The 22,542-nt window shown below is 70.0% G+C and carries 25 protein-coding genes; 22 read left to right on the top strand and 3 right to left on the bottom strand.

What is annotated here, in order from left to right:
* Window positions 1–85: 85 nt before the first annotated feature.
* Window positions 86–1,738, bottom strand: a complete 1,653-nt coding sequence (locus GIY23_RS21020) for a long-chain fatty acid--CoA ligase (protein WP_154078240.1) — start codon at window positions 1,736–1,738, stop codon at window positions 86–88.
* A 129-nt stretch (window positions 1,739–1,867) separates the two neighbouring features.
* On the opposite strand from GIY23_RS21020, the gene proC reads away from it, so the two are divergent.
* From proC to GIY23_RS20995, 5 genes are all read left to right on the top strand, one after another.
* Window positions 1,868–2,686 (top strand): pyrroline-5-carboxylate reductase, encoded by an 819-nt coding sequence (gene proC / locus GIY23_RS21015; protein WP_154078239.1) that lies wholly within the window; start codon window positions 1,868–1,870, stop codon window positions 2,684–2,686.
* A 150-nt stretch (window positions 2,687–2,836) separates the two neighbouring features.
* The gene (locus GIY23_RS21010; protein WP_154078238.1) at window positions 2,837–3,061 is read left to right on the top strand and encodes a helix-turn-helix domain-containing protein; all 225 of its coding nucleotides are present in this window, start codon (window positions 2,837–2,839) and stop codon (window positions 3,059–3,061) included.
* A gap of 600 nt (window positions 3,062–3,661) precedes the next feature.
* On the top strand, window positions 3,662–3,763 hold the full coding sequence (locus GIY23_RS21005; protein ID WP_003402602.1) for a 30S ribosomal protein bS22: 102 nt from the start codon (window positions 3,662–3,664) through the stop codon (window positions 3,761–3,763).
* A gap of 243 nt (window positions 3,764–4,006) precedes the next feature.
* Entirely contained in the window at window positions 4,007–5,041 is a 1,035-nt protein-coding gene (locus GIY23_RS21000) for an NAD-dependent epimerase/dehydratase family protein (protein ID WP_154078237.1), read from the top strand.
* Between the two features lie 10 nt (window positions 5,042–5,051).
* Entirely contained in the window at window positions 5,052–6,029 is a 978-nt protein-coding gene (locus tag GIY23_RS20995; protein ID WP_154078236.1) for a lysophospholipid acyltransferase family protein, read from the top strand.
* Window positions 6,030–6,186: 157 nt separating this feature from the next.
* On the opposite strand, the gene GIY23_RS20990 is transcribed toward GIY23_RS20995, so the two are convergent.
* Both GIY23_RS20990 and GIY23_RS20985 read right to left on the bottom strand, forming a co-directional pair.
* Window positions 6,187–7,053 carry an HAD family hydrolase gene (locus GIY23_RS20990; RefSeq protein WP_154079023.1) on the bottom strand — a complete coding sequence of 289 codons (867 nt, stop codon included), beginning with the start codon at window positions 7,051–7,053 and terminating at the stop codon, window positions 6,187–6,189.
* Between the two features lie 184 nt (window positions 7,054–7,237).
* Entirely contained in the window at window positions 7,238–7,858 is a 621-nt protein-coding gene (locus GIY23_RS20985; protein ID WP_154078235.1) for a sigma-70 family RNA polymerase sigma factor, read from the bottom strand.
* A 333-nt stretch (window positions 7,859–8,191) separates the two neighbouring features.
* Between GIY23_RS20985 and GIY23_RS20980 the strand changes: the two genes are divergently transcribed.
* The 17 genes from GIY23_RS20980 to GIY23_RS20900 all read left to right on the top strand — a co-directional run bounded on the left by GIY23_RS20980 (window position 8,192) and on the right by GIY23_RS20900 (window position 22,493).
* On the top strand, window positions 8,192–9,727 hold the full coding sequence (locus tag GIY23_RS20980; RefSeq protein ID WP_154078234.1) for an AMP-binding protein: 1,536 nt from the start codon (window positions 8,192–8,194) through the stop codon (window positions 9,725–9,727).
* Between the two features lie 28 nt (window positions 9,728–9,755).
* A complete protein-coding gene (locus GIY23_RS20975; RefSeq protein ID WP_154078233.1) occupies window positions 9,756–9,995 on the top strand; it encodes a glutaredoxin family protein in 240 nt (79 codons plus the stop codon).
* Window positions 9,996–10,359: 364 nt separating this feature from the next.
* Window positions 10,360–11,199 (top strand): redox-sensing transcriptional repressor Rex, encoded by an 840-nt coding sequence (locus GIY23_RS20970; RefSeq protein ID WP_154078232.1) that lies wholly within the window; start codon window positions 10,360–10,362, stop codon window positions 11,197–11,199.
* Window positions 11,196–12,581 carry a glutamyl-tRNA reductase gene (locus GIY23_RS20965; RefSeq protein ID WP_154078231.1) on the top strand — a complete coding sequence of 462 codons (1,386 nt, stop codon included), beginning with the start codon at window positions 11,196–11,198 and terminating at the stop codon, window positions 12,579–12,581. Before GIY23_RS20970 ends, GIY23_RS20965 begins: the two co-directional genes overlap by 4 nt.
* Window positions 12,578–13,513 (top strand): hydroxymethylbilane synthase, encoded by a 936-nt coding sequence (gene hemC / locus GIY23_RS20960; protein WP_154078230.1) that lies wholly within the window; start codon window positions 12,578–12,580, stop codon window positions 13,511–13,513. The genes GIY23_RS20965 and hemC overlap by 4 nt, the downstream gene beginning before the upstream one ends.
* Window positions 13,514–13,532: 19 nt before the next feature.
* Window positions 13,533–15,065 (top strand): bifunctional uroporphyrinogen-III C-methyltransferase/uroporphyrinogen-III synthase, encoded by a 1,533-nt coding sequence (locus GIY23_RS20955; protein WP_154078229.1) that lies wholly within the window; start codon window positions 13,533–13,535, stop codon window positions 15,063–15,065.
* 192 nt (window positions 15,066–15,257) lie between these two features.
* Window positions 15,258–16,241: a porphobilinogen synthase gene (gene hemB, locus GIY23_RS20950; protein WP_154078228.1), complete on the top strand. Its 984-nt coding sequence runs from the start codon at window positions 15,258–15,260 to the stop codon at window positions 16,239–16,241.
* Window positions 16,238–16,768 carry a hypothetical protein gene (locus GIY23_RS20945; RefSeq protein ID WP_154078227.1) on the top strand — a complete coding sequence of 177 codons (531 nt, stop codon included), beginning with the start codon at window positions 16,238–16,240 and terminating at the stop codon, window positions 16,766–16,768. The genes hemB and GIY23_RS20945 overlap by 4 nt, the downstream gene beginning before the upstream one ends.
* A gap of 118 nt (window positions 16,769–16,886) precedes the next feature.
* Window positions 16,887–17,528, top strand: coding sequence for a proline-rich domain-containing protein (locus GIY23_RS20940; RefSeq protein WP_154078226.1), 642 nt, complete (start codon window positions 16,887–16,889; stop codon window positions 17,526–17,528).
* A 90-nt stretch (window positions 17,529–17,618) separates the two neighbouring features.
* Window positions 17,619–18,350: a hypothetical protein gene (locus tag GIY23_RS20935; protein ID WP_154078225.1), complete on the top strand. Its 732-nt coding sequence runs from the start codon at window positions 17,619–17,621 to the stop codon at window positions 18,348–18,350.
* Window positions 18,347–18,760, top strand: a complete 414-nt coding sequence (locus GIY23_RS20930) for a hypothetical protein (RefSeq protein WP_154078224.1) — start codon at window positions 18,347–18,349, stop codon at window positions 18,758–18,760. Before GIY23_RS20935 ends, GIY23_RS20930 begins: the two co-directional genes overlap by 4 nt.
* Window positions 18,750–19,217, top strand: a complete 468-nt coding sequence (locus GIY23_RS20925) for a hypothetical protein (RefSeq protein WP_323845636.1) — start codon at window positions 18,750–18,752, stop codon at window positions 19,215–19,217. Before GIY23_RS20930 ends, GIY23_RS20925 begins: the two co-directional genes overlap by 11 nt.
* 13 nt (window positions 19,218–19,230) lie before the next feature.
* Window positions 19,231–19,617 (top strand): hypothetical protein, encoded by a 387-nt coding sequence (locus GIY23_RS20920; protein ID WP_222850194.1) that lies wholly within the window; start codon window positions 19,231–19,233, stop codon window positions 19,615–19,617.
* A gap of 89 nt (window positions 19,618–19,706) precedes the next feature.
* Window positions 19,707–21,050 carry a glutamate-1-semialdehyde 2,1-aminomutase gene (gene hemL, locus GIY23_RS20915; protein ID WP_154078223.1) on the top strand — a complete coding sequence of 448 codons (1,344 nt, stop codon included), beginning with the start codon at window positions 19,707–19,709 and terminating at the stop codon, window positions 21,048–21,050.
* 2 nt (window positions 21,051–21,052) lie between these two features.
* Window positions 21,053–21,679: a histidine phosphatase family protein gene (locus GIY23_RS20910; protein ID WP_154079020.1), complete on the top strand. Its 627-nt coding sequence runs from the start codon at window positions 21,053–21,055 to the stop codon at window positions 21,677–21,679.
* Window positions 21,676–22,266 carry a TlpA disulfide reductase family protein gene (locus GIY23_RS20905; RefSeq protein WP_154078222.1) on the top strand — a complete coding sequence of 197 codons (591 nt, stop codon included), beginning with the start codon at window positions 21,676–21,678 and terminating at the stop codon, window positions 22,264–22,266. Before GIY23_RS20910 ends, GIY23_RS20905 begins: the two co-directional genes overlap by 4 nt.
* 38 nt (window positions 22,267–22,304) lie before the next feature.
* Window positions 22,305–22,493 carry a helix-turn-helix domain-containing protein gene (locus tag GIY23_RS20900; protein ID WP_154078221.1) on the top strand — a complete coding sequence of 63 codons (189 nt, stop codon included), beginning with the start codon at window positions 22,305–22,307 and terminating at the stop codon, window positions 22,491–22,493.
* Window positions 22,494–22,542: the final 49 nt, after the last annotated feature.

Below are 22,542 nucleotides of genomic sequence, written 5' to 3'. Positions count from 1 at the left end.
TCGACGATCCCGCAGCCAGCCGCGAGGTGAGGTTCCGCCACGGAACCACCAACGCAGATCAACCCGCTCCCTCTCACAAGGCGGTTCACCGTAGGTGGTGGACTGTGAGAGTTCCCTCGGTGTGGCTCTGGCGGAGCCGCTTCTTGTCGAACTTGCCGACGCTGGTCTTCGGCGCTTCCTCGATGAACGTCCAGTGTTCCGGAAGCTGCCAGTCGGGGATGCTGCCGCGGAGTGACTCCCGCAGCTCTTCCGGTGAGGCCTGCGCGCCTTCGCGGAGCACCACGGCCACGAGGGGACGTTCGCTCCACTTCTCGTCCGGGACACCCACGACCATCGCCTCGGAGACGGCGGCGTTGGCCATCACCAGGTTCTCCAACTCGACCGACGAGATCCACTCGCCACCGGACTTGATCACGTCCTTGGCGCGGTCGGTGAGCCGCAGGTAGCCGTCGGGACTGATCGTGCCGACGTCGCCGGTGCGCAGCCACCCGTCGTGGAACTTTGCCGCGTTCTCGGCGCGCTCGAGGCCGTGCGGGTCGTAGTAGTCGCCGGTGACCCACGGCCCGCGCACCTGGATCTCGCCGACGCTCTTGCCGTCCCTGGGCAGTTCCTCGTCGTCGTCACCGATGATCCTGGCCTGCACACCCGCCGTGGTACGACCCTGGCTCTCCCGGTAGGCCCACCGTTGCTCGCCCGACACGGTCGCCGGAGGCCGCGCGATGCTGCCCAGTGGCGAGGTCTCGGTCATGCCCCAGCCGTGGATGATGCTGATGCCGAACCGCTCCTCGAAGGTCCGCATGAGCGACGGCGGGCATGCCGCTCCACCGACGAGCACTTCCCGCAGCGAGGAGACGTCCGCCGGTGCGGCGTCGAGGTGTTGCAGGACGCCTTGCCAGATCGTCGGTACCGCGGCCGCCTTCGTGGGCCGCAGCCGCGAGATCATCTCCACCAGCGGTTCCGGCTGCAGGAACCGGTCCGGCATGATCAGCGACGCGCCCATCGTCAGTGCCGCGTACGGCAGGCCCCACGACATGGCGTGGAACATCGGCACGATCGCCAGCGACAGGTCGCCGGGCTCGAGCCCCATGGCGTCGGTCATTCCGACCTGCATGGAGTGCAGCGTGATCGAACGGTGCGAGTAGACGACACCCTTCGGGTTGCCCGTGGTGCCGGAGGTGTAGCACATCGCGGCGGCGCAGCGTTCGTCGAGCTCGGGCCAGTCGAAGCTGGTCGGGCGTCCCTCCAGCAGCTGTTCGTAGTGGTGTACCCGCACGCCGGACGGCGGCTCGAAGTCGAGTTCGGCGTGCGGGTCGGCCCCGACCACGACGACGTGGCGGACGGTCTCGCACGACGGCAGCACGTGCGCGAACAGCGGGAGCAGCGTCGCGTCGACGAGGACGACGTGGTCCTCCGCGTGGTTGACGACGTAGGTGACTTGTTCGGGGAACAATCGAATGTTGATGGTGTGCAGCACGGCCCCCATCGACGGAACGGCGAGATAGGCCTCCATGTGCTCGACGTTGTTCCACTGGAAGGTGCCGACGCGCTGATCTCCGGTGATTCCCAGTTCCCGCAGACCCGCAGCGAGTTGCGCGACCCGACCGGCGAGAGCGGCGTACGGAGTGTGCCGTGGCTCGTCCCCGGTCCAGGTGATGACCTCGCCGTCGCCGTGCACGGTGGTGCCGTGGTGCAGGATCCGGGAGATCAGCAGTGGGCTGTCCTGCATCGTGCTCAACATGGTGACCGGCACTCCCTCGGCTCAAGGTGGAATCACTGTGGTTTCCGTCACGCTATCTGTGAATCTCGCTGGTCGGGAAGGTCGGACGTGGGCCGATCGGTCCGGGAACGCTCTGGCACCCTGAGTCGCATGACCACGATCGCCGTACTCGGGGCAGGCAAGATCGGGGAGTCGCTGCTCTCCGGCCTGCTGCACTCGGGCCGCTCCGCGAAGGACCTGCTGTTCACCGAGCGTTACCCGGAGCGGGCCGCCGAACTCACCGAACGCTACGGCGTGGAGAGCGTCGACGTCGCGACCGCGCTCGAGAGCGCCGACGTCGTGGTGGTCGCCGTCAAGCCTCAGGACATCGACCCGGTGCTGGACCGGATGGCGACCGTGCTCACGCCGGCGACGCTGGTGGTGTCGCTGTGCGCAGGTCTGCCGACCACCACCTACGAGCACCGGCTGCCGGAAGGGGTGCCGGTCGTTCGTGTCATGCCGAACACCCCGATGCTCGTCGGGGAGGCCATGAGCGCGATCTCCGGCGGTGCGCACGCGACCGCGGAGCACCTCGCGCAGGTCGAAGAGCTGCTCGGCAGCGTCGGCAAGGTCGTCACCGTTCCCGAAACCCAGCAGGATGCGGTGACCGCGCTGTCCGGCTCCGGTCCGGCGTACTTCTTCTACCTCGTCGAGTCCATGATCGACGCGGGGATCCTGCTCGGCATCCCGCGCGCGGTCGCCGCCGAACTCATCGTGCAGTCCGCCGTGGGTGCCGCGGCGATGCTGCGGGACGGGGAAGAGGGGCACCCGGTGACGCTGCGGGAGGCGGTGACGTCTCCGGCCGGGACGACGATCTCCGGCATTCGCGAACTCGAGCGGCACGGAGTCCGGGCCGCGCTCATCGACGCGATCGAGGCCGCACGGGACCGTTCGGTCGAACTCGGGCGAGGACACGACCCGAAGGAATGACTTTCGGGGCCGATTCGGGCTGCCTCTCGCGTGGCCGCTTGCCCCGAACGTCGCAGACACCCCTCGCGTCCCGTTACTCTCGACGGGCACGTGCGTGCGGAAGTCCGCCGGAGGGGAAGCCGGCGGCGCGTGGCGTGCGCTGGAGGACGCATGTCTGCGAATCACGAAGCGAGTCAGCAAGCGCCCCCGGCCATCGGGCAGGTCACGTTCCTGACCGTTGCCGAGGTCGCATCCCTGATGCGGGTGTCGAAGATGACCGTCTACCGGCTCGTGCACGCGGGAGAGCTTCCTGCCGCCAGGGTCGGGCGATCCTTCCGTGTCGCCGAGAGCGACGTGCACACCTACTTGGAGAGCGCTTACTACGACGCCGGCTAGGTACGAGGGCATTGTGGATTGGGTGGGCGGTCCGGTATCACCGCCCCAGTTCGTGCTTCGCGGCGTTGGGGTCCTCTTGAGTACCACGCGTACGCGGCGAGAACCCCTGCCTTGCGAGGCACGAACGCCGGAGCTCCTCACCCTGTCGAGGCTGGTCACGTATGACCGTGCCCTACGGGCGCACAAAGGCACTGGCACGAGGGTGCGCGGATTGATCTGCGTTGGCGGTTGCCGTTAGCGGAACCTCACCTCACGGCCGGCTGCGGGATCGCCGACATCAGGTAGCGCCTCTCCCCCACGTCGACGCGTCCTCGTCAGCCACGAGGCGAGAACGGCACGTCTGCGTACCGTGCCTGACAGCCCCGATCCGCGCGGTCTCGAAGCAGGCCCGGCGACGAACGGCATCCGGCTCCCGGCGAGGTGAGCCGGTCGGGACCGGACGCTTCGTGACCGTCGCGACCGCTGTCCGGGGACCGTGTCGTCACGGCGTCGCAGGTGGGCGGGTAAACTACCGCGCCAGTCGTGCCGCCGCCCGCCGTCCCGAGGCGCCCGGTGGCACGTGTCGACGTTCGAATCACCGACGACAGCGAAGGAAACCGCATGGGCTCGGTCATCAAGAAGCGCCGTAAGCGCATGTCCAAGAAGAAGCACCGCAAGCTTCTCCGCAGGACCCGCGTCCAGCGTCGCAAGTTGGGCAAGTGATCGAATGCCGTCGGCCACTCGGCCGGCGGCATTCGTCGTTCGGGGGCCACCCGTTCCCGGAGCCTCCTCGCGCCGGTTTCCTGCTCGCGACAGTCCGTCGTGAGCCCGTTACGCGACGGTCACGTCACGGTGGAGTCGCCACCGGTAGCATCATCTTCGGCCGATCGCCGCAACGGTCACGAACACCGTGACTCCGGGCGCCGGGAAACAGGATCCGAGGGCGCGTTAGGCAGGGAGAGACGCATGGGGCCGAACGTCGTGCTGGTGACCGGGGTCAGCCAGTTCCTCGGCGGTCACCTCGCCGCGCGGCTCGCCGCGAAACCCGACATCGACCGCGTCCTCGGTGTCGACACCGTGCCGCCAGGACGTGATCTGCGCCGTCGCATGGGGCGCACCGAGTTCGTCCGCGCCGACATCCGCAACCCGCTGATCGCGAAGGTCATCGCCGGCGCCAAGGTCGACACGGTCGTGCACACCGCGCTGAACAACCAGGCCGGGCCCGGTGGACGGGCGACGTCCAAAGAAATGAACGTCATCGGCACCATGCAGCTGCTCGCCGCGTGCCAGAAGGCGCCGACACTGACCAAGATGGTCGTGAAGTCCAGCAGCGTCGTCTACGGCTCCAGCCCGCGCGACCCGGCCGTGTTCACCGAGAACATGGGACCCAAGGACCTCCCGTCCTCCGGTTACGCCAAGGACGCCGTCGACATCGAGGGCTACGTACGCGGATTCGGCAGGCGCCGCCCCGACGTCGACGTCACCACCCTGCGGTTCACCAACCTCATCGGCCCGCGCATCGACGAGGTCCTCACCCGGTACTTCACGCTGCCGATCGTGCCGACCGTGCTCGGATACGATGCTCGGCTGCAACTGCTGCACTCGGAGGACGCGCTCGCCGTCCTCGAGCAGGCCACCCTCGAGGACGTTCCCGGCGTGTTCAACGTGGGCGGCTCCGGCGTGCTCATGCTCTCGCAGGCGATCCGGCGGGCCGGTCGGCTGTCGATGTCGGTGCCGAACATGGCGCTCGGCCCCGTCTCCCAGTTCTTCCGCAGTGCCCGGCTCGTCGACTTCTCGACCGAACAGCTGAAGTTCCTCAACTTCGGACGCGTCGTGGACACCACGCGTCTGCGGGAGAGGTTCGGTTTCCATCCCCGGTGGACGACACAACAGGCTTTCGACGACTTCGTGCACGGCCGCGACCTGCGACCGTGGATCGACCCGGACCAGATCAAAGCGGCCGAACGCGGACTCACCGACGCGGTGGCCAAGCTGCGCTGAAGGAGGCGACATGGCGGATGCGCGGGTGATCCCGCTGCACGGAGACGACCGCCCGCGCCGGGACCGGCAGGGCCGGGCGCGCAACGTGGCCGCCGTTCCCGACGAACAGACCTCCACCGAGGGCGTCGACGGGGACGGTGAACCGCTGGGCGGCTGGGAGCACACCATCGCCGACGCGCTCGCCTTCGCGCGCCGACGTGTCACCGGCGACTACCGCGTCGACGAGTTCGGCTTCGACGCGGAACTCACCGACCACATGTTCGTGCCGCCGCTGCGACCCGTCTACGAGAAGTGGTTCCGGGTCGAAACGATCGGCCTGCACAACGTGCCCTCCGGCGGGGCCCTCGTGGTCGCCAACCACTCCGGCACGCTGCCGTGGGACGCGTTGATGACCACCGTCGCGCTGCGCGACCACCACCCGGATGGCCGCCACCTCCGGATGCTCGGCGCCGACCTCGTCTTCCGGTTGCCGATGTTCGGGGCCGTCGCCCGCAAGGCGGGACACACGCTGGCATGCAGCCCCGACGCCGAACGGCTGCTGCGTTCCGGTGAACTCGTCGGTGTCTGGCCGGAAGGATTCAAAGGCATCGGCAAACCTTTCCGCGACCGCTACAAGCTGCAACGGTTCGGCCGCGGCGGCTTCGTCTCGGCCGCGCTGCGGACCGGGATGCCGATCGTGCCCTGCTCCATCGTCGGAGCCGAGGAGATCTACCCGAAGATCGGGGACCTGAAACCCCTCGCGCGGCTGTTCGGGCTGCCGTACTTCCCCGTGACGCCGACCTTCCCGCAGCTCGGCCTGCTCGGCACCGTGCCGCTGCCGTCGAAGTGGTACATCGAGTTCGGCGAGCCCATCGACACCGCCCAGTACGAGGACGGCGCCGCCGACGATCCGATGCTGGTGTTCAACGTCAGCGACCAGGTGCGCGAGACGATTCAGCAGACCCTCTACAGCCTGCTCTCCCAACGCCGAAGCGTCTTCCTCGGCTAACTCAGCGCCCCGTCTGGTGGTGCGAACGGCACTTTCGCCTCGTGTGGTGGGGCGAGAGTGCCGTTCGCCTCACGCCGCGATGGCGGTGTTGGTGGTGCGAGCGGCACTTTCGCCTCGTGTGGTGGGGCGAGAGTGCCGTTCGCCTCACCAGCGTGCGTCAGGAGGGGTCGCGGCGGCGGTAGGCGAGCCCGGCGGCGACGGCTCCGGCGACGGCTCCCGCGCCGAGCGAGAAGTTGATGCCGATGCGAGCCGCCTTGCGTCCGGTGCGGAAGTCTCGTACGTCCCACCCGCGTGAGCGGGCCACGTCGCGAAGCCGCTGATCCGGGTTCACCGCGACCGCGGTTCCCACCGCCGAGAGCATCGGCACGTCGTTCGCCGAGTCCGAGTAGGCGGTGCACCGCCGCAGATCGAGCCCTTCGCTCGCGGCGAGCGCCCGCACCGCGTGCGCCTTCGCCCGCCCGTGGAGCATCTCTCCGGCGATCCGCCCCGTGTACACCCCGTCGGAATTCTCGGCGACGGTGCCGAGTGCGCCGGTGAGTCCGAGCCTGCGCGCGATGATCTGGGCGAGTTCGACGGGGGTCGCCGTCACCAGCCACACTCGCTGGCCGGCGTCGAGGTGCCGCTGCGCGAGAGTGCGGGTGCCCTCCCAGATCCGGTCTGCCATCAGCTCGTCGTAGATCTGCTCGCTGAGCTCGACGAGCTCGCTCACCTCCCGCCCGGCGACGAACGACAACGCTTGTTCGCGGCTGGCCTGCACGTCGGAGGCGTTCTCCATGCCGCCGACGCGGAACTTCATCTGCTGCCAGGCGAAGCCTGCGAGGTCGGTGGCGGTGAAGAACTTGCGCGCCGCGAGTCCCCGTGCGAAGTGGAACAGCGACGCGCCCATCATCATCGTGTTGTCGACGTCGAAGAAGGCGCCCGCGGTGAGGTCCACGGGGGCGGTGAGCGTGGTCTCCGGTTCCGGTGCGGCGACGGCGGCCTCTGCCGAGGCGCGACCGGCGAGTTTCGCACTGTCGACGGGCATGTCCGGGTGGGGTTCGCGCCCCTGGTCCGCACCGGTCGAACCTTGCCGTGTCGGCACCGCGGGCCTCCCCGTCGTCCCTGTGTGGTCGGTGCGTCTGCTGGGTGATCGGTGCGCGGGCACCCCGAGCAGCTCTGTTCACAGCTTAGAGGGTGCTTCGGGTGGTGTGGCGCCCTCGTCCGGTTCCTCAGCGCAGGTCGTGCGGCACGAGCTGGCCGAGCCTGCGCACGGCCCGGTGCTGGAGGGCCTTGACGGCTCCTTCGTTGCGCTGCATGAGTGCTGCGGTCTCGGTGACCGACAGGCCGTGCAGGAAGCGCAACCGGATGCATTCCTGCTGGTCGTCGTTGAGCTGCCGGATGCACCGGAGCAGCTCGGAATGCACCGCCGAGGTGACGACCTGATGTTCCGGTCCGGTGTGGCCGGACGTCGCGGTGGGGCCTTCGACCATCTCCGCGGTGGGCACTTCCAGCCGGTGGCGGCTGGACTTGATGTGGTCGAGCACGAGGTTCTTGGCGATGGTGACGAACCAGGCCCCGAGGTCGCGGCCCTGGTAGCTCACCGAGCCGATGCGCCGCAGCCCGCGCACGAAGGTCTCGCTGGTGATGTCCTCGGCGAGGCAGTGGTCGGTGACGCGGAACAGCACGTACCGGTACACGATGCGGAAGTACTCGGAGTAGAGCTGGCCGAATGCTTCCGTGTCGCCGCGCTGGGCCGCGCGGACCTGGGTCCAGTTGTCGGGTGGGACCGTCGTGGTCGCGGCGGAAGCGTTGTCTGTCGTGGGGGGTGGTGGCGCCAGTGTGCTGCTCATCGCGTCGACCGACCTCCTGCCGGGGGTGGCGAACGGCTGCGGGGAGGCAGCCGTCGCGTTTCGGTGCTGTTCGGGGCCGGTCACGTACCGGGTTCCGGTCCGTGTCGACCGCAGTACCTACTGAGTCGTAGGTTCAGCAGCATACGGCCTGTTACTGCCCGGTAGGTAGTGCGTTCGGGGGCGAAATTTCTCGAGTTCTTTCCGGCTGGGGCATATTTCGCACCGGGCGGTTCGGTGATGTGGGCCACGCGTGCCAAACTGCGAGATCTCCGCCCGGCCCGTGGCCGCGGGCGGCGAAGAGTGTCCGCAGGGACCTGTGCGCAGGAGGCACCCATGACGACAGCCCGCGAGGACTGCCCCGACGTACCCGGCGAGCACGCGGCGCCGACCGACCTCGCCGGCCTGGTCGCCGACGCGGCGCGGCGCGACCCCCGGCATCCCGCCCTCGTCGAGGTACTCGCCGAAGGGGAACCGAAGCTGCTGACCTGGGGTGAACTCGACATCGCCGTCACGGTGGAGGCCCAGCGCCTCCTCGCGGCGGGCGTCGCACCCGGCGATCGGGTCGCCCTGCGGCTGCCCGCCGGTGCGGAGTACTGCGTCGCCCTCTTCGGGGCGTTGCGAGCCGGAGCCGCGGTCGTACCGCTGCAGTCCGGAACGCCCGAACCGGAATGGCGGCCGGTCATCGAGGACAGCGGCGCCCGGATCCTCGTCTCCGACGGGCGAGTCGGCGGGCCGGACGCCGACGCCGGTGAGGCGGTGGTGACCCTGCCGCCTCCGCAGACGCACCCGGCGAGCTCCGCGGACGTCCCCGCCCCGGAAGGTGGTGAGGCGCTCGCGATCCTCGCCTACACCTCCGGAACTTCGGGGCCGGCGCGGGGCGCGATGCTCTCGCACCGCGCGCTGTTGGCCAACCTCGATCAGTGCGCCCGGCTCCGGCCGCGTCCCGTCAACGCTGCCGACCGCGTGCTCGTGGCCCTGCCGCTGCACCACGCGTACGGCCTCGGTCCCGGTCTGCTGCAGGTGGCAGGAGCCGGTGCGACGGCGATCGTGCTGCCCCGATTCGACGCGACCGGGGCCTTGGACGTCATCCGGGACCAGCGGGTCACCACCGTCGCCGGGGTGCCTCCGATGTACGAGGCGTGGCGCAGGCTCCCCGTCCAGCGTCTGCGCGAGGGCATGGCCACCGTGCGACTGCTCACCTCCGGCGCCGCCCCGCTGGAGCCTGCCACCGCCCACGCCGTGTCTGCCGCGACGGGGCTGGAGATCTTCGAGGGTTACGGCCTCACCGAGACCGGTCCGGTACTCACCACGACGCTCGCAGGGGGACACGGCAAGCCCGGCTCCGTCGGGGCGCCGCTGCCGGGTGTGGAGATCCGGCTCGTCGACGCCGACGGCACCCCGCTCGACGAGGACGACGACGGCGACACCGGCCGGGTCAGCGCGCGCGGCCCGAACCTGTTCAGCGGGTACTGGCCGGACGGAGCGCACGGCCCCGACGCCGACGGGTGGTTCCGCACCGGCGACGTCGGCTACTTCGACGCCGACGGCGACCTGCATCTGGTCGACCGGGCCAGCGACCTGATCATCGTGAACGGGTTCAACGTCTACCCGCACGAGCTCGAACACGTCGTCCTGCAACTCGAGGAGGTGCACGAGGTCGCCATCGTCGGGGTGCGCGACGACGTGACCGGCGAAGCCGTCAAGGCGGTCGTGGTGCTCGAGGACGGTGCTTCGCTGGAAGCCGACGACGTGATCGCGCACTGTGCGCGCAACCTCGCCCGGTTCAAGGTCCCCGTCAGCGTGGAATTCGCCGAGCAGTTGCCGCACTCGCCGACCGGCAAGCTCGCGAGGCGGGTGCTGCGCGGCTGACGGTCCGGGAGCACGGGAGGATGGGCGCATGGCACATGAAGTGACGCTGATGGTCCGGCAGGACTGCCACCCGTGTCACGCGGCGGCGGACGACGTGGAGCGGATCTGCGGTGAGCTCGGGGTGCGGTGGGCGAGCGTGGACGTCGACTCGGACCCGGAGTTGCGTGCCGAGTACGGCGACCGGGTGCCGGTCATCCTCGTCGACGGTGCCGAGCACGGATACTGGAAAGTCGAGGAAACGCGCTTCCGAGCCGCCCTCGCGGCGTGAGTCTTTTTGGTGGTTATAGCCACCGAAAAGACTCACGCCTTCGTGCCCGAGCCGCGCGTCCCTCGAGGGGTCGGAGTGGCGACGACCACGCGTTTTGGAACGTCGGGGCTCCATCAGGGAAGATGGCGGACACGGGCCGCGAGTCCGGTCGAACCGGACCCGTGACGCGGCCCACCGACTTTGTGCATGTGTTCACAAGTAGCTACGGTGGGTGGAGTCGTGCTCGGTCCACCACCCCGTTCGGGTGGTGACCCGTGGCGTTCCCGGCAGTTGGCGGTGCGGCCGCGGCCGGTGGTGCGCAAGCGCGCAGGTCGGGTCTCGAACCCGCGACAGGTGAGCAGCAGCAGGGCGAGGGAGAGCCAGCGTGACGGCCCACGGAGAGGGCGTACGGGACGACGACGGCGCGGCCGGAGTGCCACCCGGCTCGCAAGCCTCGCCCCAGGAGATCGGCGTGCCCGCTGCCAGGCAGCGCCTCCGGGCGATTCCCGAGGCCGCCGTGGCGCGGCTGGCGGTCTACCTCCGGACGTTGTCCGGCCTCGGCGAGCAGGGCGTGAACACGGTCTCCAGTGAGGAGTTGGCGACCGCCGCCGGGGTGAACTCGGCCAAGCTGCGCAAGGACCTCTCCTACCTCGGCTCGTACGGCACGCGCGGCGTCGGTTACGACGTCGACGTTCTCGTCGGGCAGATCGAGCAGAGCCTCGGCCTCACCCGCAGGCACAGCGTCGCCGTCGTCGGCATCGGCAACCTCGGCCACGCGCTCGCGAACTACGGAGGCTTCCCGAGTCGCGGATTCCCGGTCTCGGCGCTGTTCGACAAGGACCCGGACCTCATCGACATTCCCGTCGGCGGCATCCCGGTCAGCCACCTCGACGACATCGTGCGGGTGTGCACCGAGCGCGAGGTCACGATCGGTGCGATCGCCACGCCCGCCGACGGCGCCCAGGAGGTGTGCGACCGCCTCGTCGAAGGCGGGGTCGCCTGCATCCTGAACTTCGCGCCGGTGGTCCTGCAGGTTCCGGAGGAGGTCGAGGTCCGCAAGGTCGACCTGGCCGTGGAGATGCAGATCCTGTCGTTCCACGTCGCCCGCCGCACCCACGACGCGGAAGCGGTCGGTGCGTCCGGCCGTGTGGACCCCGATCAGGTGGACGCGGTGCCGCTGAACGGCGCCCGGCTCGACGGCGAGGGGATGGTGGTCCGGCCGTGAACCTGCTCGCGATCGGCCTGTCGCACAACACCGCCCCGGTGCCGGTGTTGGAGCGGGTCGCGGTGCCCGCCGACGAGGTCGGCAAGATTCTCCACGAACTGCTGCGCTGCGAGAACGTGGCGGAAGCGGTGCTGGTCTCGACGTGCAACCGGATCGAGGTCTACGCGGTGGCGGAGACCTTCCACGGTGGTGTCGACGACGTGACGTCGGTGCTCGCACGGCACGCCGGCTCGGAAGTGTCCGAGCTTGCCGAGAACCTGTACGTGCATTACGCCGCCGCCGCGGTGGAGCACGTGTTCTCGGTGGCGGCCGGGTTGGACTCGATGGTCGTCGGCGAGGCGCAGATCCTCGGGCAGCTTCGGCAGGCCTACACCGCCGCCGACGAGGCGGGTTCCGTCGGTCGCGCGCTGCACGAACTCGTCCAGCAGGCGCTGCGGGTCGGCAAGCGGGTGCACTCGGAGACCGAGATCGACGCCGCGGGCGCCTCGGTGGTGTCCGAAGCGCTGGCCGACGCCGAGTCGCTGCTCGGTGACCTCGCGGGCCGGAGCGCGCTGCTGGTCGGCGCGGGCTCGATGGGCGGTCTGGCCGCGGCCCAGCTGCGCCGTGGCGGGATCGGCGAGGTCGTGATCGCCAATCGCAGCGCCGACAACGGTGCGCGTCTCGCCGCGTCGCTGCGGGACGAGGGTGTGGCCGCGCGGGCCACCGGCCTCGACGAGCTCGGGTCCGCCCTGACCAGCGCGGACTTGGTCGTGACCTGTACAGGTGCGGTCGGTGCCGTGATCACCGCCGACACGGTCGAGCCGGCGATGCGGGGCCGCGACCGCGGACCGCTGCTGTTCTGCGACCTCGGGCTCCCGCGGGACACCGCGCCCGACGTGGCCGAGCTGCCCGACGTCTCGGTGGTCGACCTGGAGACGCTGCAGCGCAGGCTCACCGAGGCCGGTGGCGGCAGCGAGGCGGAGCGCGCCACGGTGCTCGTGGCCGACGAGGTGCGCGACTACCTCGCCTCCCAGCGTTCGGCCGAGGTGACGCCCACCGTGACGGCGCTGCGCAAGCGCGCCGCCGAGGTCGTCGACGGGGAGCTGCTGCGTCTGGAGTCGCGGTTGCCCGAGCTGGACGGCGAGGTGCGGGACGAGTTCGCCCGCACGGTGCGTCGCGTGGTCGACAAGCTGCTGCACTCGCCGACGGTGCGCGTCAAGCAGCTCGCCTCGACGCCGGGCGGCACCAGCTACGCCGACGCCCTTCGTGAACTCTTCGAACTCGATCCGCAGACCGCGGCCGTGATCGGCGCCGCGCAGGCGGAGGACGAGCGTTCGTCCGGCCGCTTCTCCGGCTCCGCGCTGCTGCCGGATCGACCCGAGCAGGACGGTGAGGATCGGTGAACAGGACGCTGCGCGTCGGGACGAGGTCCAGTGCGCTGGCGATGGCACAGAGCACCACCGTGGCACAGGCGTTGGAGAACGCCGGGTACGCCACCGAGCTGGTGACCGTGTCCACGCCGGGCGACCAGTCGATGGCGCCGATCTCCGAGATCGGCGTCGGCGTGTTCACCTCCGCGCTGCGCGAGGCACTGGCGGCCGGTGAGGTCGACGTGGCGGTGCACTCGTACAAAGATCTTCCGACGACGCCGGACCCCCGGTTGTCGCTGGCGGCGGTCCCGGGCCGGGAGGACCCGAGGGACGCGCTGGTGGCACGGGACGGTCTGACACTCGGTGAACTACCCCCGGGCTCCGTCGTGGGCACCGGTTCGCCGCGGCGCACCACCCAGCTGGAGGCTCTCGGCCTCGGCTTTCAGGTGCGCGGGATCCGCGGCAACGTGAACACCCGCATGCGCAAGGTGACCGACGGCGAGCTGGACGCCGTCGTGCTCGCCCGTGCCGGGCTGGCCCGGGTGGGCCTGCTCGAGGTGATCACGGAAACGCTCGATCCACTGCAGATGCTGCCCGCTCCCGCTCAGGGGGCGCTCGCAGTGGAGTGCCGCGTCGACGACGTGGATACCGAGCATCTGCTCCAGTCCACACTGGACAACCAGGCTTGCCGTGTCGCGGTGGCCGCCGAGCGCGCGTTCCTGGCAGCGCTCGAGGCCGGCTGCAGTGCACCCGTCGGCGCGCTGGCCGAGGTGGTGGAAGACCTCGACGAGGACGGTCGCGTGGCGCAGCGGCTGTTCGTGCGCGGGGTCGTGGCAACCGACGACGCTCAGTTGTTGCGTGCCTCCGTCACCGGTGAGACGACCGCCGCTGAACAGCTTGGCCGCGATCTCGCCGCCGAGTTGCTCGACGCCAGGGCCGCTTTGCTCAGCGGTCCCGGGCAGTAGTTGATGGGGAGTGCCCTGAATGACCCGAGCACGTAATACCCCCGGACGTATCGCTTTTGTGGGTTCCGGTCCCGGTGACAGTGGGCTGCTCACCGTCCGGGCCCAGCATTTGCTCCGCCACGCCTCGCTCGTGGTGACCGATCCGGACGTTCCCGCCGACGTGGTCGGCTCCGTCTCCGACGAGGCCGAGGTCCGGCCTGCCGTCGGAGAGCCGGCGGACGTGGCCAAGGACCTCGTCGCCGAGGCGAAGGCAGGCCGCGCGGTGGTCCGGCTGGTGGCCGGTGATCCGCTGACCGCGGACGCGGTGGTGCGGGAGGCACAGGCCGTGTCCAAGAGCGAGGTCGCCTTCGACGTCGTGCCGGGCGTGTCCTCCGGTACGGCGGTGCCGACGTACGCCGGTATCGCGCTGGGCGCGACGCGCACCGAGGCCGACGTCCGTGGCGACGTCGACTGGGCGGCGCTGGCCGCGGTCGGCGGCACGGTGGTGTTGCACGCGACCGGAACGCACCTTGCTGAGGCGGCGTCGGCGTTGACCGAGCACGGTCTCGCCCCGACGACCCCGGTGGCGGTGACCGCGTCCGGTACGACGGTGCAGCAGCGCACGATCGACACGACCCTGGCGTCGCTGGCCGCGGACGCGGGTGAGTTGCAGGGCAACCTGATCGTCACCATCGGCGACCCTGCCGGAGAGCGCGGCAACCTCTCCTGGTGGGAAACCCGCGCCCTGTACGGCTGGAAGGTCCTGGTGCCGCGCACCAAGGAGCAGGCGGGCGCGATGAGCGAACGCCTCTGGTCGCACGGTGCGGTCTCGCACGAGGTGCCGACGATCTCGGTGGAGCCGCCGCGCAGTCCCGCCCAGATGGAACGCGCCGTGAAGGGGCTCGTCGACGGTCGCTACCAGTGGGTCGTGTTCACCTCGGTGAACGCGGTGAAGGCCGTGTGGGAGAAGTTCCGCGAGTTCGGCCTGGACGCGCGCGCGTTCTCCGGCGTCAAGCTCGCCTGCGTCGGCGAGGCCACCGCGGACATGGTCCGCTCGTTCGGGGTGACTCCGGAGCTGCTGCCCTCCGGTGATCAGACCAGCGAAGGGCTGCTGCAGGACTTCCCGCCGCAGGACGAGGTGCTCGACCCGGTGGACCGGGTTCTGTTGCCGCGAGCGGACATCGCCACCGAGACGCTCTCGGCGGGTCTGCGCGAGCAGGGCTGGGAGGTCGACGACGTCACCGCGTACCGCACGGTGCGTGCCGCGCCGCCGCCCGCCGAGACCCGCGAGATGATCAAGACCGGTGGTTTCGACGCGGTGTGCTTCACCTCGTCCTCGACGGTGCGGAACCTGGTCGGGATCGCGGGCAAGCCGCACGCGCGCACGCTGGTCGCCTGTATCGGCCCGAACACGGCGGAGACGGCGAAGGAATTCGGTTTGCGCGTGGACGTGCAGCCGGAGCTCGCGCAGGTCCCGGCGCTCGTCGACGCGCTCGCCGAGCACGCAGCGCGGCTGCGTGCGGAAGGTTCGTTGCCGCCGCCCAAGAAGGCCAAACGCGCCCGTCGCAGCTGACGTTCGGCCACTTCGGTCGCGCTGAGCGGAAGCGGGCACCGCTTCGGCGGGAGCGGTCGTCGGTGCTACGGCCGCTCCCGGCCGGTGCCCTTGTGGTGACCGGCCGGTGCGGCACGCATCTTCGGGAACCGTGGCGCCGGCTGCCAGGGGTGCGGCGGACCCGTGCGACGACAAAGTGTTCTAGGAGTCCTCATGTTTCCTTCGGACCGGCCGCGTCGGTTGCGGCGTACTCCCGCGCTGCGCAGGCTCGTGGCGGAGACTTCCGTCGAGCCGCGCCATCTCGTGCTGCCCCTGTTCGTGCGTGAGGGCGCCTCCGAGCCGACGCCGATCTCGTCGATGCCCGGGGTCGTGCAGCACAGCCGGGACTCGCTGCGGAAAGCCGCCGTCGAGGCCGTCTCGGCCGGGGTCGGCGGGCTGATGCTCTTCGGCGTGCCTGCCGAACACGACGCGACCGGTTCGGGCGCGGTGGACCCGGAGGGTGTGCTCAACCTCGCACTCTCCGACCTCGCCGCGGAGGTGGGCGACTCGACGGTGCTCATGGCCGACACCTGTCTGGACGAGTTCACCGACCACGGCCACTGTGGACTGCTCGACGCCGACGGTGCGATCGACAACGACCGGACGGTGCAGGTGTACGGGGAGATGGCGGTCGCACAGGCCACGGCCGGTGCTCACGTGATCTCGCCCAGCGGCATGATGGACGGCCAGGTCGGCGTGATCCGCGAGTCGCTCGACGCGACCGGTTTCGCCGACACCGCGATCCTGGCCTACTCCGCGAAGTACTCCTCGGCGTTCTACGGCCCGTTCCGTGAGGCCGTGGACTCGCAGTTGCAGGGTGACCGCAAGACCTATCAGCAGGACCCGGCCAACGGGCGGGAAGCCGTCCGGGAGGCGGACCTGGACCTCGCCGAGGGTGCCGACATGGTCATGGTGAAACCCGCACTGTCCTATTTGGATGTATTGCGCGGAGTCGCGGAGCAGTCCGACGTTCCGGTCGCCGCCTACCAGGTCTCCGGCGAGTACGCGATGATCGAGGCCGCCGTCGAACGCGGCTGGCTGGAACGGGAGCGCACCGTGCTGGAGTCGTTGACCTCGATCCGACGGGCGGGCGCGGACCTGATCCTGACGTACTGGGCCGCGGACGCGGCGCGCTGGTTGGGAGCGGAGCAGCGGTGAACGATCAGCTCGACACGTCGGGGCAGCGGCAGAACGACGCCCCGGAGCCGGACGCCCCGCAGGTACTGCGGCTCGCCTGGTGGCTGTGGATCGCCAGTGCTGCCGTCGGGGTGGTGCGCGCGATCATTCAGCTCACCGACCGCGAGAGCCTGATCAGCTCTCTGCGTGAGAGCGCGCCGGAGATGAACCAGGACGAGCTCGACCAGGCCGCCAACGCCGGGGTGCTCATGTCGCTACTCATGGCGGCGGCGGTCTTCGCGATCTACCTGCTGCTGGCGAACAAGATGCTGCGCGGGCGGAACTGGGCCCGCGTCGTCATGGCGGTGTTCTGCGCGTTCAGCCTCGCGGGCGCCTTGATCGTCCTGCTCGGTGTCGGTTCGATGGGGCTGGGGCCGGTCTCGGAGGCCGCGGGCGTCGAGTTCGACGGCCTCGACCTGCTGATCAGCTTCGTCGTCGCGGCACTCGACACGGCGGTGCTCGTGCTCCTGCTGCGCCCCGAGGCGAACCGCTGGTACCGCAAGACCTGAGCTGCGCGCCTGGCTTCTCACGTATGACCGTGCCTGCCATCTCCGTTCGAGATCGCGAGAACGTAACAGTCGGCGAAGTCGGTGGACAGGCTTTCACCCGCTTTCTACGGTTCGTGCCGTGACGTCGCCGCAGAGTCCCTGGCAACAGGGCGGATATCAGCAGAACCCGTACGGAACGCCCTCCGGTGGCTTCCCCCAGCAAGCTCAGCCCGGGCACCCCGGGTTCGCGGCGTACGCCCAGCGGGGTTACCCGGCGCCCGGCCATCCCTACGGCGCGCCCGCGCCGATGCCGACTCCGGTGCCGAAGCCGCAGGCGGTCGAGATCGCCTTCTACCTCGCGGTCGGGATCCCGCTGTTCTGGACGATCATGCAGACGGTGGGGTACCTGTTCATGCCGCGCGTCGACGGCCCGAACGTGATGCTCTACGGAGGCATCGCCATGGCCGTGCTCGGCTTGATCGGCGCCACGATCTGGATCGTGCTCGGATTCCTGATGTGGCGCGGCGCGAACTGGGCCCGCGTCGTCCTGTTGGTCTTGGGTGCGATCTGGTCGGTGAGCACGTTGTCGAGCCTCGTCGGAGGCGTGATCCTGCTGGTGGTAGGCGTCTCCGCCGAGACGGGCGTGTCCGTCGGGATGGGCGTCGTGTCACTGGTGACCAGCGTGGTCACGCTCGCCGGGCTGATCACGTTCGCTGTGCTGGTGCTGCGCGCGTCGTCGAACCGGTTCTTCAACGCCCCGGCGACTCAGCGGGCGGTGTGACGCCGCGCGTCGTGGTCTCGGCGGCGTGGCTGCGGTAACAATCGTGGTGGCCGGGTGGACGGGATTCCGTCCGGTTTCTACGGTTCGGATGTGACGTCGCCGCAGGATCCCTGGCAGCAGGGCGGATACCAGCAGAACCCGTACGGCAATCCGGCGGGTGGGTTCTCCCCGCACCCCGACCCCGGTCAGCAGCCCTACCCGGGCCAGCAGCCCTACGCAGGCCAGCAGGGGTATCCCGGCCAGGGTTATCCGGGACAATCGTTCGGCTATGCCCCACCGGTACAGGACGAGCCGTTGCGGGCTCCCGGGACGGTGCAAGCAGCGTTCTGGATCGCGGTGGTGGTGCCGCTGATCGCGACGGTGCTCACGGTGGTGACGTACCTGGCCCTGCAGGGCTACATGCAGGATGCGGTCAATCAGGGTGTGGCCAGCGACGGCGCGGTGTCGCCGGAGGAGGAGCAGTTCGTCCGCGGTCTCGCCAACGGGTTGTTGCTGTTCATGGCGGTCGGGACCGGGATCTTCTACCTCGCGCTCTCCGGTCTGTGGATCCTGTTCGGCTTCAAGATGCGCAGCGGCGCGAACTGGGCCCGTGTCGTACTCACCGTGTTCGCCGCCCTCTGGATCGTCAACGCCTTGTTCTCACTCGTCGGCGGCGGGGCGGCCTTCGTCGGTGACTCCGTCGAGCAGGTTCCGCTGCCGGCCACTGTCCCGGTGCTCAGCTACGGCACCGCCGCGTTCGGGCTTCTCGCCATGACCGCGTTCGTGGTGCTGGTGTTCCTCGCTCCATCCAACCGTTACTTCCAGGCGGCGCGATCCCGGTGACCGCCCCCGCCCCGCTGCGCGTCGGCATCGGCCTGTGGTGCGCGGCCGCCGCTTTCCTGCTCGTGCAGGCGCTCTTCTCGTTCACCGGGGTCAGCGGCCTGGAGCAGGAGCTGGCCGACAGCGGTGTCGCCGCCGGCGACGCGGCGGATCGGGCGCGTGCACTGCTGACGACGAACCTGGTGCTCGCGATCGTTCTCGCCGCGGTGTACGCGGGACTCGGATTCATGCTCGGCAGTCGTCGCGCGTGGGTGCGGATCGTGCTCACGATCGTGGCGTTCGGGCACGTCATCATGGTGCTCGCCACGCTCGCCACCTCGGTGCAGAACCTGATCACGCTGGTTCTGCTGGTCGCGGCGGTGGCGTGTACCTGGAAACGCGACAGCTCGGAGTGGTTGCACGGTGAGCATTGACGGCCCGTTGATCTACCGGGAGCACGGCTCGACCTGGTGGCCGGTGCTGTGGGGGCCGGCCTTCGCCGCAGTGGGGGCGCTCGTCGAACAGCTCACGCCCGGGCCCCAGCACGTCTGGATGTGGACGGTCGTCGGTGTCGCGCTGGCGCTGGGTGCGTTCGCGTGGGTACGGGGGCGCCGCAAGGTGTGCACCGTGCAACTGACCCCGGAGTGGCTCGTGCTCGGCCAGGAGTACCTGGCGGTGTCGCGGGTCGAGCACGCCACGGACGTCGGGGCGCCGGTCGGGGCGCGGGTGCTCGGCGGCGGCTGGACGGTGCCGAAGGGCACCCATGAAGTGCCGCTGCGGCTCGAGGACGACGAGGTGGTGCTGGCGTGGGCGAGGGACCCGGAAGCCCTCGTCGAGGAACTCACCGCGTTGATCACCCCTGTCGACGGCTCGGGATCGACGCGCTCGTGAGACCCTGCTGTCCGTGAGCACCCCGGACGCCGGACGGACCGGAACCGATCCGAGCCCCGAACACGGCGAGGCCGTGTCGCAGGAGGCCGTTCTCGGCGAGGTGGGGTCCGGCGAGGAAGGCCGGGTGGTGCACGGCGGACGGCTGAATCAGCCGTGGCGTGCGGGCCTCGCCGCTGTCGAGTGCGTTCTCGCGGTGGCGCTCGTGCTGTTCGCAGTCTGGTCCTGGTCGGCGGGCAAGGTGCCGATCGTCCTACCGGGCCCGGAGGGGACCGAGGTCGTCACCCGCCTGCTCGGGAGTTGGCTGGCCCTGTCCGTCGCGGCCTGCGTGGCGGCGGGGCTGTTGGTGCTCGACGCGATCCGGCAGCTCGTGCTCGCCGTGCAGGTCGGCCGCCGCCACTGAACCCCGCGGTCGCCGTTGAGCTGGGCAGCCGCCACCGAGCACCGTCAGGGTGGCACCGGACACACTCGAACGCCTGTCAGACTGGGGGTGTGAGTGCCGAGACGTCTGCGACCCCGTCCGTCGACCCCGCCCCCCGTTCAAGGGAGCTGTTCGACCGGGCCGTGTCAGTGACGCCGGGCGGCGTCAACTCGCCGGTCCGCGCGTTCCATTCGGTCGGCGGCACCCCGCGGTTCATGGTGCGCGGGGAGGGGCCCTACCTGTGGGACGCCGACGGGTCGCGCTACGTCGACCTGGTCTCCTCGTGGGGTCCGATGATCAACGGCCATGCTCATCCGAGCGTGGTGGAGGCCGTGCGTGCCGCGGCGAGCGAGGGCTTGTCGTTCGGCACCCCGGCGGCCGGGGAGATCGACCTCGCGCGGGAGATCATCGACCGCGTCGAGCCGGTCGAGCAGGTGCGGCTGGTGAACTCCGGCACCGAGGCGACGATGACCGCGGTGCGACTGGCCCGCGCGTTCACCGGCAGGCGCAAGGTCGTGAAGTTCGCGGGCTGCTACCACGGGCACGTCGACGCGCTGCTCGCCGCCGCCGGCTCCGGCGTGGCCACGCTGGGCCTGCCCAGTTCGCCCGGGGTCACCGGCGCGCAGGCCGAAGACACGATCGTGTTGCCCTACAACGACGCGCAGGCGATCCGGAAGACCTTCGACGAGGTCGGAGACGACATCGCCTGCGTCATCACCGAGGCCGCTGCGGGCAACATGGGCGCGGTCGCGCCGGTGGCCGGGTTCAACGAGACACTCCGCGAGGTCACACGCTCGTCCGGGTCGCTGCTGGTGATGGACGAGGTCATGACCGGCTTCCGGGTGTCCTCCGCGGGCTGGTTCGGTCTGGACGGCGTCGCAGGCGATCTCTACACCTTCGGCAAGGTCATGTCCGGGGGTCTGCCCGCGGCCGCGTTCGGCGGACGCGCGGACGTGATGGCGCTGCTCGCACCGTCCGGGCCCGTGTACCAGGCGGGCACGCTCGCCGGGAACCCCGTGGCGATCGCGGCCGGCCTGGCGAACCTGCGCGCCGCCGACGCCGAGACCTACGCCGCCCTGGACCGCAATGCCACGCGGCTCGGTGAGCTGCTCGGGTCGGCGTTGTCGGCGGAGGGCGTCGCACACCAGGTGGCGCGTGCGGGCAACCTGGTCAGCGTGTTCTTCACCGAGGACCCGGTGCACGACTTCCCCTCGGCGCAGGCGCAGCAGACGTGGCGGTTCCCGCCGTTCTTCCACGAGCTGTTGCGGCGCGGCGTGTACCCGCCGCCGAGTGCGTTCGAGTCGTGGTTCGTCAACTCGGCCATGGACGACGCGGCGTTCGACGTCATCGCCGATGCCGTGCCGTACGCCGCGAAGGCCGCCGCGGCGGCCACTGCGCCGGAAGGCACGTCGTGAGTGTGAAGACCGTCGTGCACTTCCTGCGGCACGGCGAGGTCCACAACCCCGAAGGCGTCCTCTACGGTCGGTTGCCGGGATACCACCTGTCCGAGCGTGGGGAGAAGCAGGCGCAGACCGTCGCGGATTTCGTGGCGGCACGCGACATCCGGTTCGTGCTGGCGTCCCCGTTGCGACGCGCCCAGCAGACGGCCACCCCGGTCGGCGCCGCGTTCGGTCTCGACGTCGCCACCGACGAACGCCTCATCGAGTCGGAGAACCAGTTCGAGGGACTCAAGGTCTCGGTCGGGGACGGTGCGCTGCGCTCGCCGCAGCACTGGCCGAAACTGCGGAACCCGTTCCTCCCGTCGTGGGGCGAGCCGTACCTGCAGATCGCGCACCGGATGTTCGCCGCTGCCCAGCGAGCGCGGGTGGAGGCGTCCGGCGGCGAAGCGATCTGTGTGTCACACCAGCTGCCGATCTGGACGCTGCGCCGCTTCGTCGAAGGCAGACCGTTGTGGCACGACCCGCGGCGCAGGCAGTGCTCCCTGGCGTCGCTGACCACGCTCGTGTTCCGTGACGAAGAACTCGTGCGGGTCGCTTACACCGAACCCGCAGGCGAATCCGATCCGACGGTGGCAGGCGCATGATCGCGAAGAAATGTCTGGTGGCGGTGACGGCCGTGCTGGCGCTGACGGGCTGCGCCACGGCCGGGGACGACGCGGTCGGTTCGGACGGTGAGTTCACGTTCGTCTCGCCCGGCGGGCAGACGCGACTGTTCTACCCGCCGCAGGAGCGCGGCGTCGTCTCGGGCGTCACCGGGGACAGTCTCATGCAGGAGGGGCAGAAGATCCGGCTGTCCGACTTCCAGGACCAGGTCGTGGTGATGAACCTCTGGGGCTCGTGGTGCGGGCCGTGCCGTTCGGAGGCCGACGACCTGCAACGAGTGCAGAACGAGCTGGGCCCGCAAGGTGTACAGGTGCTCGGCATCAACGTGCGTGACCAGCGCACGGCGGCGGCGGACTTCGTGAACAACCGGGGGCTGACGTATCCGTCGATCTTCGACCCGTCCGGCCGGTCGCTGCTGCCGCTGAAGGGGTACCCACGGAGCACGGTCCCGTCGACGGTGATCCTCGACCGCGACCACCGCGTCGCTGCGATCTTCCTCACCGAGGTCCTCGACTCCGAACTCATCCCCGAGGTCCGCAAGGTCGCCCAGGAGTCCCGACAGGCGTGAGCCTTTTTGGTGGCTATAGCAACCAAAAAGACTCACGCATGCCAACCGGCGGGCCCACCCGAGGCGACGCATGGCAGCTCGCGAGGACTGCGGGCATGACGCAGCCCGGCATCGCTCGTTTCGAGGCCGGCGGAACCGTTCCCACCATCCCTGTGCTCGAGCGGTTGGCCCGAGCGCTCGATGCCGATCTCGTCGTACGTCTCGCGCCGCGTTCCCCGGCAGCCTGAGCGTCGGGCCGGTCGGACGGTGGCTTCGCCGGAGCCGATGTGGGAACAG

The organism is Allosaccharopolyspora coralli (assembly GCF_009664835.1).
Lineage (GTDB): Bacteria > Actinomycetota > Actinomycetes > Mycobacteriales > Pseudonocardiaceae > Allosaccharopolyspora > Allosaccharopolyspora coralli.
Note: the sequence above shows the minus strand (reverse complement) of the source record. Positions and strands in the feature narration are given on the sequence as shown.